The sequence below is a fragment of the Burkholderia sp. FW306-1C-G01B genome (assembly GCF_058781685.1).
Window position 1 is genome coordinate 213,200 of the sequence record NZ_JBYSWZ010000006.1, and the last position, 12,513, is coordinate 225,712.

Here is a 12,513-nt window from a genome sequence, read left to right on the forward strand (position 1 = left end):
CGAGCCTGCCACTCGCGTCCGGGCAGAGCGCACCCTCGTGCACGTATCGTCCTCGTCACCTCTCACGCATCGCGTCTCGTCCCGCCCCAAGACGCCTCCGGCGAGCGTGCTCGAGTGCGGAACGCTCCACTACCGTTGCGGCGGCCCGGAGGCTTCCTCGACGGCGAATCCCACGCCGCGAAGGTTCGTCAGGCGTGTCCTTGTGTCGATCGACGCCAGTTTTTTACGCAACCGGTGCACGGTCACTTCCAGTGCATTCGGTGTTACGGCTTCGGCAAGCCCCCAGGCGGCATGCTCGAGCGCCGCATGCCGCACCGTTCGGCCGGCCGCTTCGATCAGGCAAAGCATGATCTGCAATTCGGCGGGCGCAAGCTGAACCGACCGCGCGCCGCAGCGCATCTCACGTTGCAGCGGATCCACTGCAATGTCCGCGAATGACGCGACAAGCGCGGTCAGCGCCGCTGGCCGACGCATCAGCGTGCGCACCCGCGCAACCAGCTCGCTCATTTCAAACGGCTTGGTCACGTAGTCGTCCGCGCCGCTTTCGAGCCCGTCGACACGATCGTGCAAAGCATCGCGCGCCGTCAGCATGAGGCATGGCGTCATCCGGCCGGCCGCGCGCAACGCGCGCAGAAAGGACAGCCCGTCGCCGTCCGGAAGGCTACGATCGATGATCAACACCGCGTAGTCGAGCTGGCGCACGCCGTAGGTCGCTCCGGAGATATTGCGAAACTGATCGGCTTCGATGCCCACTCGCATGAGGGCCTGGCTCACCATGTCGGCAAGGCGTGCATGGTCCTCGACAATCGCAACTCGCGACATGACGTTGCACTCACTTGAATTGGTACAGGTAGCCGACCCGGATCTCCGGGATGAACCGCTTGCCGACCAGAGGACTATCCGTAATACCGCTGCCGAGATGCGACACGCCGACGTCCAGCAGCAGACGTTGGTGCTTCGCGAAGTTGTAGTCGACACGCGTTCCCAACGAAGTCTTCCAGGTTGCCGTGCCGGTGTACGCGGGACGTCCGGGGCGCACCTCGGCGGGACGCACGCCGTAATAGTAATCGACGTATTTGCCGCTCAACCAGTCCACGCCCACATGCGGAGCAATCGAGAAATCTCCGGCATCAAAAGACTTGCTGTAGTCCAGGCTCGCACGCTGCCCCTTGTTTCCGCCCGCCAGATAGTCTCCCGAAAGCGTGCCGAATGCGGTATGTAAAGCAAGCGCGGGACCGTACCAGAGCGCACCATGTCGGTCTTCCATGCCATTCAGGATTGGTGCATCGGACTGCTTGTAACCATCGCCGAGCGAAAACTTTCCGCGCAGCGCAACGCTTATACCACTCCAGTTTCCGATCTTCACGTCGATCGTGGTGCCGAAAACATGTACCCACTTGTCGTCGAAGTAGACCAGCGGGAGCGGTTCGACTTTCGAGCCGTATCCCTTGTATGGCGATTCCCCGATGCCGACGCCCGCACCCAGCCCCCAGCGGGTCACGTTCGTCGCATTGTTCAGGATCGCCAGACCGGAACGCTGCGCATCGACATGGTCGGCGTCGCCTTCTTCCGCCCACGCCGGCCCGGAACAGAACGCGAACAATGCGGCAGTCAGCAAGATACGGCGAACAGGCAACGGATTTTTTTTCACAATCGATTCCAGGAAGTCGGTGGACAAAGCGGAACCGACTTTATGGGAACCCGACTTACCGGTTACTTACCGTTCAAAAATCGAGATCGTCGATGCACGTCGCCACGTCGGGATCGAAGCGCGGTTGCGGACGTCGTTGCGGTTGGCGCCCGTAAGGATCGGTGCAAGCGGGATACCCCTGCACTTCGGGCCTACGATTTGTCGCCCTCCGACATTGATCCAGGCGGCACGCACCTTGCTAATCACGACGGCATCCACTTGACCTCCGGACATCGACGTGACGAGCAAATCAGGTGAAATTCACATCGGCATTTCAGGCTGGCGCTACGGCGGCTGGCGCGGCACCTTCTATCCGAAAGGGTTGAAGCAGGCCGCCGAGCTGCAGTACGCATCGAACCGGATGCAGACGATCGAAATCAACGGTACGCACTACAGCCTGCAATCGCTCGACAGCTGGCAGCACTGGTACGACGAAACGCCGCCGGATTTTACGTTCAGCGTGAAGGGTTCACGCTACCTGACCCACATCCTGCGCTTTCGCGGCGAAACGGCGACGGTCGCATGCGCGAACTTTTTCGCGCAGGGGCTCCTCGCGCTGAGGGACAAGCTCGGGCCGATCCTCTGGCAGTTTCCGCCGTCGCTGCGGTTCGACCCCGAGCACATGGAGCACTTCCTGGGCCTGCTGCCGACCGACACGGCAGCCGCGCTCGCGCTCGCGCAACAGCACGATCGCAAGGTCGGGACGCCGTATCTGCGGATCGATCGCAAGCGCAAGTTGCGTCACGCCGTCGAAGTGCGTCATGCGAGCTTCGTGGATCCGGCGTTCGTGAAGCTGCTGCGCCGCCACCGCGTGGCGCTCGTCGTGTCGGATTCGACCGAGCCATGGCCGCAGTTCGAAGACCTGAGCGCGGGCTTCGTCTACATGCGGCTGCACGGTACCGAAACGAAGTATTCCGGCGAATACTCCGATGCGGCACTCGAGCACTGGGCGCGCAGAATCGAGTCGTGGCGCCGCGGCGAACAGCCCGCCGATGCCCGTCTCGCCGCACCGGAGCTGCCTGCGCCGCGCGCGCGAACGCGCGACGTGTATTGCTACTTCGACAACGACGTAAAGACGAATGCACCGTTCGACGTCCGGCGTTTGATGGAACGCCTCGGTCTGCGTGCGCACGAAGCGGCGGCCGGATAAAACGGCGTGCCGCGCGGCAGCAGTCTGCACGATGTAACCGAACCGCAAGGAGAGGAACGATGACCCTGCTTATCTACCTGGTCGGATGGATCATTTTCATCGGCGGCGTGGCATGGGGACTGGTGACGCTGCACGTGTCCCAGCACATCGTCGAGATCGTCGCCGTCATTCTGTTCGGCATCGCGGTGATCACGGGCGCGACGCGCGCCCGCAACCGCGACCGGACGTAGCGCGGCCGCGGCATACCGGACGGATGCGGCGCGCGCCAGCGCGCCCCGCCTCACCGCCGGTTCGAGCGCGACACCACGTCGATCCACACCGCCAGCACCAGCACCGCACCCTTGACGATCATCTGCCAGTACGCGTCGACGTCCAGCATCGACATGCCGTTGTCGAGGCTCGCCATCACGAGCGCGCCGATCAGCGCGCCGTAGACGGTGCCCGACCCGCCGCGCATCGACGTGCCGCCGATGAAGCACGCGGCGATCGCGTCGAGTTCGCCCATCGAGCCCGCGGACGGCGAGCCGGCCGCGAGCCGCGCGGTGTTGACGATGCCGGCGAACGCGCACATCAGCCCCATCAGCGCGAAGATCGCGAGCTTCACGCGATCGGTATCGACGCCCGACAGCCGTGTCGCCTCGAGATTCGAGCCGACCGCGTAGATGCGCCGGCCGAACACGGTCTGCGTCGCGATCCACGAGAAGATGCCGAGCAGCGCGAGCAGCAGCAGCACCGGCACCGGAATGCCGCCGTAGCGGTCGAGCGTCGCGACGAACGCGAGCAGCACCGCGCCCGCGCCGGCGATTTTCACGACGTCCTGCCACAGCGGCGCGACCGCGAGCCGGTAGCGGCGCCGCGTGCCGCGCTGCCGCACGACCAGCAGCACGACGAGCGCGAACAGCAGCAGCGCGAGGCCGTCCCCGGCCACGCGCGGCAGATAGCCCTGCCCGAGGAACACGAAGCCGTCCGACACCGGCGCGATCGTCGAGCCGCCCGTCACGCCGAGCAGGATCCCGCGAAACGCGAGCATCCCGCCCAGCCCGACGATGAACGACGGCACGCGCCGGTAGGTCGACCACCAGCCGTTGAAGAGCCCGATCAGCACGCCGAGCGCGAGCACGGCCGGCACCGTCGCGGCGACCGGCCAGTGGCGGTTCACGTCGAGGATCGCCGCGACGCCGCCGAGCAGCCCGAGCAGCGAACCGACCGACAGGTCGATCTCGCCCGCGATGATCACGAACACCATCCCGCACGCGAGCATGCCGGTGATCGACATCTGCCGCAGCAGGTTCGACACGTTGCGCGGCGTGACGAACGCGCCGTCGGTCAGCACCGAGAAGAACGCCCAGATCGCGACGACCGCGAACAGCAGCGCGAGGATCTTGTAGCGCACGAAGACCTGGCGAAGCGGACGGCCAGTTGAACGGCCGCGCGCGTCGGCGTCCGGCGCCGGTGCGGAAGACGAAGAGGAAGAAAGTTCGGTATTCACGTTGCACTCGCTGCAATAGGTTCGGCCGGACGCCGCGCGGGCTTCAGCGCGGCGCCGAGGATCTGTTCCTGCGTGAGGCCATCGTTGACGAAATCGCCGCGCAGCTCGCCTTCGCCGATCACCAGCACGCGGTCGGCGAGCCCGAGCACCTCGGGCATTTCCGACGACACGACGATCAGCGCGACGCCGCGCTTCGCCAGCGCAAAAATCAGCCGGTAAATCTCGGCCTTCGCGCCGACGTCGACGCCGCGCGTCGGCTCGTCGAGGATCAGCACCTGTGGGTCGGCCAGCAGCATCTTCGCGAGCACGGCCTTCTGCTGGTTGCCGCCGGACAGGCTCGAGATCGGCAGGAACGGGTGCGCGGCGCGCACCGACAGCCGCTGCATCTCGGTGCGGATCGCGTCCAGCTCCGCGGCCGCGTCGATCCGCCCGCGCGCCGCGAAGCGCCGCAGCACCGCCAGCGTGATGTTGTGGCCGACGCCGAGCTGCGGCACGATGCCGTGGCGCTTGCGATCCTCGGGCACCATCGCGATGCCGGCGCGGATCGCGTCGGCAGGCGAGCGGATCGTGAGCGGCCGGCCGTTCATCAGCACGGTCGCCGTGCACGCGCCCGGATACGCGCCGAAGATCGCCTGCATCAGCTCGGTGCGGCCCGCGCCGACCAGCCCGGCGACGCCGAGGATCTCGCCGCGCCGCACGCTGAACGACACGTCGTCGACCCGCTTGCGGCGCGTGTTCGTCACGTCGCGACAGGTCACGTGGCGCGCTTCCAGCACGACGTCGCCGATCTCGTGCGGCTCGCGCGGATACAGGTCGCGGATCTCGCGGCCGACCATCATCGAAATGATCCGGTCGGTCGTCAGCGTGCGCATCGGCTCGGTCGCGACATGGCGGCCGTCGCGGATCACGGACACCGTGTCGCACACGGCCTCAACCTCGTCGAGCTTGTGCGAGATATACACGCACGCGACGCCGCGGCGCTTCAGGTCGCGCACGATGTCGAGCAGGATGCGCGTTTCGGAAGCGCTCAGCGACGACGAAGGCTCGTCGAGGATCAGCAGCTTTGCGCGCTTGTTCAGCGCCTTCGCGATCTCGATCAGCTGCTGGTGTCCGCCGCCGTAGTTCATCACCGGCTGCGCGACGTTGATCGAGTCGATCCGCAGCTCGTGCAGCAGTTCCTCGGCACGCTGGACCATCGCCGCGTAGTGCATGCGCCCGCCCGGCAGCGTGATCTCGTTGCCGAGGAAGATGTTCTCGGCCACCGACAGTTCGGGCACGAGCATCAGCTCCTGGTGGATGATCACGATGCCCGCGCGCTCGGTGTCGCGCACGCCGGACGCGATCAGCGGCGCGCCTTCCCAGCGGATCTCGCCGTCCCACGTGCCGTGCGGATAAACACCCGACAGCACCTTCATCAGCGTCGATTTGCCCGCGCCGTTCTCGCCGCACAGCCCCACGCACTCGCCCGGCCGCACCGTCAGGTCGATGCCGTCGAGCGCCTTCACGCCGTCGAAATCCTTGACGATGCCGCGCATCGTCAGCAAGGGTTCGGTCATTCGCTCATGCCTCGCAGTATGCGCGCGGACGCACTGGTGGGCCGTCCGCGCGCCGCGCCGTTACTGGCTCGCCAGCTGCGCCTGGGTATAGAAGCCGTCCTTCACGACGATGTCGACGTTGCGCTTGGTCAGCAGCGTCGGCTGCAGCAGCACCGTGTCGACCTTCTTCTTGCCGTTGTCGTATTGCGCGTTGAACGCGGGCTTCGCGCCCTTCGCGAGATCCACCGCGAGCTTCGCCGCTTCGCTCGCGATCAGCTTGAGCGGCTTGTAGACGGTCATCGTCTGCGTGCCGGCGATCACGCGCTTGACCGCGGCGAGGTCCGCATCCTGCCCGGACACCGGCACCTTGCCGGCCAGATGCTGCGCGGCGAGCGCCTGGATCGCGCCGCCCGCGGTGCCGTCGTTCGATGCGACGATCGCATCGATCTTGTTGTTGTTCGCGGTCAGCGCGTCCTCGACGATCCGCAGCGCGGTCGACGCGCTCCATTCCGGCACCCACTGCTGGCCGACGACCTTGATGTCGCCGCGATCGATCGCCGGCTTCAGCACCTTCAGCTGTCCTTCGCGCAGCATCTTCGCGTTGTTGTCGGTCGGCGCGCCGCCGAGCAGGAAATAGTTGCCCTTCGGCTTCGCGTCGTAGACGCCCTGCGCCTGCAGCTCGCCCACCTTCTGGTTGTCGAACGAGATGTATGCATCGACGTCGGCGTCGAGAATCAGCCGGTCGTACGACACCACCTTGATGCCCGCCTTGCGCGCTTCGGCGACGACGTTGCCGAGCGTCTTCGAATTGAACGGCACGATCACGATCACGTCCACGCCGCGCGAGATCAGGTTCTCGATCTGCGAGATCTGCCGCGCCTCGCTCGCGTCCGCGGACTGCACGGACACCTTCGCGCCGAGCTGCGTGGCGGCGGCCACGAAATAGTCGCGGTCGCGCGACCAGCGCTCGACGCGCAGGTCGTCGATGCAGAAGCCGATTTCCGGCTTGTCCTTGCTCGCATGCGCGAGCGGCGCGCCAAGCGTGAGAGCCGCCAACGTGGCGGCGCCTGCCAGCGCACTCAATACGGTACGACGCGTTACGGATTTCATGTCTCCAACTCCTCTCTTTATTGGACAACCCCACGAACGCCGGGCGGCCGCCGAAGCACGCCGCCCTTTGTCTGGCCACTACACGGCGCGGCGTTATGCGGTATGACCCGCGCCTGCCGAAAACACCGGTTCGAGCGCGCGATACAGCGCGCGAAACGTCGGCCGCCGCGCGTCGCGATACCACGCGTGGCGCGCCATGTCGGGCTCGCGCACGGCCACCACCGGCGGCTGCGGGCACACCGCGTCGAGCGGCGCATCCGGTTCGAGCGCGAGATGCGCGAGCCGCGCGGCGCCGAGCGCCGGGCCGACTTCGCCGCCCGCGCGCAACGTCAGCGCGCGGCCGCTCAGGTCGGCGAGCATCTGCGTCCAGTACGCGCTGCGCGAGCCGCCGCCGATCACCGTGATGCCGTCGGGCGCGAGCCCGGCCGCATGCAGCGCATCGATCCCGTCGAGCAGCGCGAAGCCGACGCCTTCGAGCGTCGCGTTCGCGAGATCCGCGCGCTGCGTGTCGGGCGTCAGCCCGTAGAACACGCCCTTCGCATTCACGTCGTTGTGCGGCGTGCGCTCGCCGCTCAGATAAGGCAGGAACCACGGGCGGTCACGGCGCGCGTTCGCCTCGGCGTCGCCGAGCAGCGCGGCAACGCCGTCGTAGCCGGCCAGCTGCGCGGTGAAATCGATGCAGCCGGCCGCATTCAGCATCACCGACATCAGGTGCCAGGTGCGCGGCAACGCATGACAAAAGCTGTGGACCGCCGATTCCGGATTCGCGCGAAAGCCATCCGACACCGCGAAATAAACGCCTGACGTGCCGAGCGACAGCAGCGCATCGCCGGGCCGCACGATGCCGACGCCGACCGCACCGGCCGCGTTGTCGCCGCCGCCCGCGACGACCGGGATCTCGCGCAGCCCCAGCGCGCGCGCGACTGCCGGCAGCAGCGTGCCGGTGATGCGGTTGCCCTCGAACACGGCGGGCACCTGCGCGCGCGACAGCCCGCACGCGGCGAGCAGCGTGTCGTCGTAATCGCGCTTGGCGACATCGAGCCACAGCGTGCCGGCGGCATCCGAAGGATCGGTCGCGAACACGCCGGTCAGCCGGTAGCGCAGATAATCCTTCGGCAACAGCACGTGTGCGATCCGCGCGAACACGTCCGGCTCGTGCCGGCGCACCCACAGCAGCTTCGGCGCGGTGAAGCCCGGCATCGCGAGGTTGCCGGCGACGGCGCGCAGCGCGGGCGCGAGCCGCTCGAGCTCCGCGCATTCGGCATCGGCGCGGCCGTCGTTCCACAGGATCGCGGGGCGCAGCACCTCGCCGTGCGCATCGAGCAGCGTCGCGCCATGCATCTGCCCGGTCAGGCCAAGCGCGCCGATGTCGTGCGGATCGATGCCGGCCGCACGCGCGTCGGCGACGAGCGCCGCCAGCGCGCCGCACGCCGCGTCCCACCAGTCGAGCGGCGCCTGTTCGGACCAGCGCGGCCGCGGCCGGCTCACCGACAGCGGCCGGCTCGCGCTGGCCCGCACCGCACCGGCGCGGTCGAGCAGCACGGCCTTCACGCCCGACGTGCCAAGATCGAGTCCGATATACATGGCGTCAGCGCAGCCCGTAGATCGCCTGGTTCACGATGTTCTCGAGCCGTTCCTGCGCGCCGCTCGCATGCCGCGGGTTCACGCCGCGCGCGAGCGCGTCGGAGGCGAGCGACTCCAGCGTGTAGCCGCCCGACAGGATCTCGCGGCCGAATGCGCTGTCCCACTGCGCGTAGCGCTGCCGGCGCAGCGTGTCGAGCCGGTCGTTGCCGAGCAGCACGGCCGCGCGCTCGAGCGCGAGCGCGAGCACATCGATCGCGCCGACATGGCCGTAGAACAGGTCTTCCGGATCGACGCTCTGGCGCCGCACCTTCGCGTCGAAGTTCATGCCGCCGGTGGTAAAGCCGCCGTGGCGCAGGATCTCGTAGAACGCGAGCGTCAGTTCCTCGACGCTGTTCGGGAACTGGTCGGTGTCCCAGCCGTTCTGCGGATCGCCGCGATTCGCGTCGACGCTGCCGAACACGCCGAGCGCGAACGCGTTCGCGATCTCGTGATGGAACGAATGGCCCGCGAGCGTCGCATGGTTTGCCTCGATATTCACGCGGATGTCGTTCTGCAATCCGTATTGCGTGAGGAAGCCGTGCACCGTCGCGACGTCGTAGTCGTACTGGTGCTTGGTCGGCTCCTGCGGCTTGGGCTCGATCAGCAGCGCTCCTTTGAAGCCGATCCGGTGCTTGTGCTCGACGACCATCGACAGGAAGCGGGCGAACTGCTCGCGCTCGCGCACGAGATCGGTATTGAGCAGCGTCTCGTACCCTTCGCGGCCGCCCCACAGTACGTAGTTCTCGCCGCCGAGCCGATGCGTCGCGTCGAGCGCATGGCGCACCTGGGTGGCCGCCCACGCGAACACGTCGGGGTTCGGGTTGGTCGCCGCGCCCGCCGCGAAGCGCGGATGCGAAAACAGGTTCGCGGTGCCCCACAGCAGCCGGACGCCCGTCGCCTGCTGACGCTCGCCCAGGTAGTCGGTCATCCGCGCGAAGTTCTCGACGTACTCGTGCAGGCTGTCGCCTTCCGGCGACACGTCGGTGTCGTGGAACGTATAGAACGGCGTGCCGAGCTTCGTGAAGAACTCGAACGCCGCATCCGCCTTCTGGCGCGCGCGCTCGAGCGGGTCGCCCGGCTGCTGCCATGGCCGCTGGAACGCGCCCTGGCCGAAGATGTCGTGGCCCGGCCACACGAACGTGTGCCAGTAGCACACCGCGATCCGCAGGTGCTCCTCGAGCGTCTTGCCGAGCACCCGCTTCGTGCGGTCGTAATAGCGGTATGCAAGCGGGTTGTCCGACTGCGGACCTTCGTAGCGAATCGCGGGAATATGTTCGAAATACGACATGGCGTCTCCGTCCGGTTTCTTGTTGCAGTGCGGCGTGCATCGCGTTGGCGTGCGGGCCGAATTCGATCTGGCTGGATCGTGCCCGCGCGCCCCCTCGCCCGCAATTGCGAAATTGCGCAGCACGCTTAACGTTTCTTGCCAGCGCGCTGCGCACGGCACGCGTTCCGTCCTACAATCGCCGGACGCCAGACAGATCAGACAGCCGCGCGGCGTTGCCCGCGCGCCCGGAGACAACGGCGCGACGCCCCGCACGGCGCGCGCTTCGAGACCGAGATGAACCGCGCCCCTTCCACCCAGACGCCGCACCGCATCGCGCTGCTGTTCAACGCCAACAAGGTCTACGACCGCGAGATCATCAGCGGCATCGGCCAGTACCTGCGCTCGACACGCGTGGTATGGGACCTGTTCCTCGAAGACGATTTCCGCTGCCGGCTCGCCGGCATCGAGCGCTTCGACGGCGACGGCATCATCGCGGATTTCGACGATCCGGCCGTCGCCGACGCGCTCGCCGGATCGCCGCTGCCGATCGTCGCGCTCGGTTCGTCGTACGAAGATCCGGCGCAGTATCCGGACGGCGTGCCGTATATCGCGACCGACAACGCGAAACTCGTGTCGCTCGCGTACACGCACCTGATCGGCGCCGGGCTGCCGCACTTCGCGATGTACAGCCTGCCCGTCGCGCAGCAGAACCGCTGGGCGCAGCAGCGCGAGCTCGCGTTCGACGGCCTCGCGCGCGCGGACGGCGTCGACGCGCCGATCTACCGCGGGCTGTCGACCAGCGCATCGGGCTGGAACCACGCGATCGAGCAACTGATCGGCTGGCTGCACGCACTGCCGAAGCCCGTCGGCGTGATCGCGGTGACCGACGCGCGCGCGCGGCACCTGCTGCAGGCGTGCCTGATCGCTGGCCTCGCGGTACCGGAACAGGTCGCGATCATCGGCATCGACAACGACCCGCTCACGCGCACGCTCACGCGGATTCCGCTGTCGTCCGTCATCCAGGGCACCGAGGAAATGGGCCGCACGGCCGCGCACCTGCTGCACCAGATGCTGGGCGGCGCGCGTTTTCCCGACCGGCGGATTCTCGTGCCGCCCGTCGGGATCAACGTGCTCGATTCGACGCGCCACGAGCCGCTCGCGAGCCCGCACGTGATGCGCGCACGCCACTTCATTCGCCAGTACGCGTGCCAGGGCATCAAGACCGACCAGGTCGCCGACTACGTCGGCGTGTCGCGCTCGCTGCTCGAAGAGCACTTCCGGCGCGAACTGCAGCGCACCGTGCACCAGGAAATCCTGCGCCACAAGCTCGAAGCGGCGCAGGCGCTGCTCGCCGGCAGGCAGGCGTCGAGCGCCGAGGTCGCGATCCGCTGCGGGTTCACGTCGCTCCAGTACATGTACGCGGTGTTCCGGCGCGAGCTGGGCTGCACGCCGCGCGAATACCAGGAACGCGCGATCGCCGCGCACTGAAGCCCGCCGTTCACATCGAATCATCCTATGCACATCGATACCGATTCCTCCCATCTGACGCCCGGCGTCGCACGCGTGCCTTCCGAGCCGTGGGGCACGCTGCCCGACGGCGACACGGTGCGACGCTATACGCTGCGCAACACGCACGGCATGCGCGTCGTCGTCAGCGACCTCGGCGCGACCGTCGTGTCGTGGCTCGCGCCCGATCGCACCGGACGCTTCGCCGATATCGTGCTCGCGCACGACACGCCCGCGGAATATGTCGAATCGGGCGCCTACCTCGGCGCGACGGTCGGCCGCTGGGCGAACCGGATCGCCGGCGCGCGCTTCACGCTCGACGGCGTCGACTACCTGCTCGATCGCAACGAGAACGGCAATCTGCTGCACGGCGGCGCGAGCGGCTTTCACCGGCAGCGCTGGGAAGTCGTCGACGACTGCGGCGGGCTGACGCTGCGACTCGATTCGCCGGAAGGCGACGCGGGTTTTCCGGGCAACGTGAGCGTGCAGGTTCGCTACGCGCTCGACGACGACGGCACGCTGACGATCGACTACACCGGCGTCACCGACGCACCCACGCCGCTCAACCTCACGAATCACAGCTATTTCAACCTCAGCGGCCGCGCGGGCAGCGACGTGCGCGGCCACGTGCTGAGCATCGACGCCGACGCGTTCCTCGAAGTCGACGACGCGCTGATCCCGACCGGCACCGCCGACGTGACCGGCACGGCTTTCGATTTCCGGCACAGCGCGCCGCTCGGCGCGCGCCTCGACTGGCCGCATGCGCAGCTTGCAAGGGCGCGCGGCTTCGATCACTGCTTCGTGCTGCGCGACGGCGCGCGCGCGGCCAGGCCCGTCGCCGGCATCTACGATCCCGAAAGCGGCCGCGAGCTGGTCGTGTCGACCGATCAGCGCGGCCTCCAGCTTTATACCGGCAACTATCTGGACGGCGTGCGCGTGAGGGGCGGCACGCGGTGCGCACAACACGCCGCGCTGTGCGTCGAAGCCGGCGGTTTTCCGGACCAGGTCAACATGGCCGACCTGCGCGACGACGTCATCCTTCATCCGGGCGCCGTCTATCGTCAGACCACTCTGTACCGGGTAGCCGTTCGCGCGTAACGCGCGCGCCGGCCGCCTTCGACAACAAGCACCGGCGGCCAGGCA

Annotated in this window: 11 protein-coding genes; 4 read left to right on the forward strand and 7 right to left on the reverse strand. The window is 67.6% G+C overall.

Translation table 11 applies throughout. The features are described 5' to 3' along the window. Positions 1–129: 129 nt before the first annotated feature. A complete protein-coding gene (locus AC3WLY_RS14325; RefSeq protein ID WP_492308708.1) occupies positions 130–822 on the reverse strand; it encodes a response regulator transcription factor in 693 nt (230 codons plus the stop codon). 10 nt (positions 823–832) lie between these two features. Continuing rightward, complete coding sequence (locus AC3WLY_RS14330) at positions 833–1,678, reverse strand: MipA/OmpV family protein (RefSeq protein ID WP_492308707.1); 846 nt, start codon at positions 1,676–1,678, stop codon at positions 833–835. A gap of 250 nt (positions 1,679–1,928) precedes the next feature. On the opposite strand from AC3WLY_RS14330, the gene AC3WLY_RS14335 reads away from it, so the two are divergent. Both AC3WLY_RS14335 and AC3WLY_RS14340 read left to right on the forward strand, forming a co-directional pair. Beyond that, the gene (locus AC3WLY_RS14335; RefSeq protein WP_492308706.1) at positions 1,929–2,840 is read left to right on the forward strand and encodes a DUF72 domain-containing protein; all 912 of its coding nucleotides are present in this window, start codon (positions 1,929–1,931) and stop codon (positions 2,838–2,840) included. Positions 2,841–2,899: 59 nt separating this feature from the next. Then, entirely contained in the window at positions 2,900–3,070 is a 171-nt protein-coding gene (locus tag AC3WLY_RS14340; RefSeq protein WP_175963431.1) for a hypothetical protein, read from the forward strand. Between the two features lie 50 nt (positions 3,071–3,120). Here the strand turns inward: AC3WLY_RS14340 and AC3WLY_RS14345 are convergent, their stop codons facing one another. From AC3WLY_RS14345 to xylA, 5 genes are all read right to left on the reverse strand, one after another. Further along, positions 3,121–4,329 carry a sugar ABC transporter permease gene (locus AC3WLY_RS14345; RefSeq protein ID WP_175963430.1) on the reverse strand — a complete coding sequence of 403 codons (1,209 nt, stop codon included), beginning with the start codon at positions 4,327–4,329 and terminating at the stop codon, positions 3,121–3,123. After that, positions 4,326–5,885, reverse strand: a complete 1,560-nt coding sequence (xylG, locus tag AC3WLY_RS14350) for a D-xylose ABC transporter ATP-binding protein (protein WP_310136187.1) — start codon at positions 5,883–5,885, stop codon at positions 4,326–4,328. The genes AC3WLY_RS14345 and xylG overlap by 4 nt, the downstream gene beginning before the upstream one ends. Positions 5,886–5,945: 60 nt before the next feature. Next, positions 5,946–6,974 (reverse strand): D-xylose ABC transporter substrate-binding protein, encoded by a 1,029-nt coding sequence (xylF, locus tag AC3WLY_RS14355; protein WP_072440550.1) that lies wholly within the window; start codon positions 6,972–6,974, stop codon positions 5,946–5,948. Positions 6,975–7,067: 93 nt separating this feature from the next. Next, positions 7,068–8,558, reverse strand: a complete 1,491-nt coding sequence (gene xylB / locus AC3WLY_RS14360) for a xylulokinase (RefSeq protein ID WP_492308705.1) — start codon at positions 8,556–8,558, stop codon at positions 7,068–7,070. A 4-nt stretch (positions 8,559–8,562) separates the two neighbouring features. Then, entirely contained in the window at positions 8,563–9,885 is a 1,323-nt protein-coding gene (gene xylA / locus AC3WLY_RS14365) for a xylose isomerase (RefSeq protein ID WP_492308704.1), read from the reverse strand. A gap of 273 nt (positions 9,886–10,158) precedes the next feature. Between xylA and AC3WLY_RS14370 the strand changes: the two genes are divergently transcribed. After that, positions 10,159–11,352, forward strand: a complete 1,194-nt coding sequence (locus AC3WLY_RS14370; protein ID WP_425131528.1) for a XylR family transcriptional regulator — start codon at positions 10,159–10,161, stop codon at positions 11,350–11,352. 27 nt (positions 11,353–11,379) lie between these two features. Continuing rightward, positions 11,380–12,468, forward strand: a complete 1,089-nt coding sequence (locus AC3WLY_RS14375; RefSeq protein WP_492308703.1) for an aldose epimerase family protein — start codon at positions 11,380–11,382, stop codon at positions 12,466–12,468. The last annotated feature ends 45 nt before the right edge of the window (positions 12,469–12,513 follow it).

Bases quoted from the DNA above. Each gene is read 5' to 3' on its own strand.
- AC3WLY_RS14340 (WP_175963431.1), top strand. From the start codon at position 2,900: ATGACCCTGCTTATCTACCTGGTCGGATGGATCATTTTCATCGGCGGC.
- xylF (WP_072440550.1), bottom strand. From the start codon at position 6,974: ATGAAATCCGTAACGCGTCGTACCGTATTGAGTGCGCTGGCAGGCGCC.
- xylG (WP_310136187.1), bottom strand. From the start codon at position 5,885: ATGACCGAACCCTTGCTGACGATGCGCGGCATCGTCAAGGATTTCGAC.
- AC3WLY_RS14375 (WP_492308703.1), top strand. From the start codon at position 11,380: ATGCACATCGATACCGATTCCTCCCATCTGACGCCCGGCGTCGCACGC.
- AC3WLY_RS14325 (WP_492308708.1), bottom strand. From the start codon at position 822: ATGTCGCGAGTTGCGATTGTCGAGGACCATGCACGCCTTGCCGACATG.
- AC3WLY_RS14370 (WP_425131528.1), top strand. From the start codon at position 10,159: ATGAACCGCGCCCCTTCCACCCAGACGCCGCACCGCATCGCGCTGCTG.
- xylB (WP_492308705.1), bottom strand. From the start codon at position 8,558: ATGTATATCGGACTCGATCTTGGCACGTCGGGCGTGAAGGCCGTGCTG.
- xylA (WP_492308704.1), bottom strand. From the start codon at position 9,885: ATGTCGTATTTCGAACATATTCCCGCGATTCGCTACGAAGGTCCGCAG.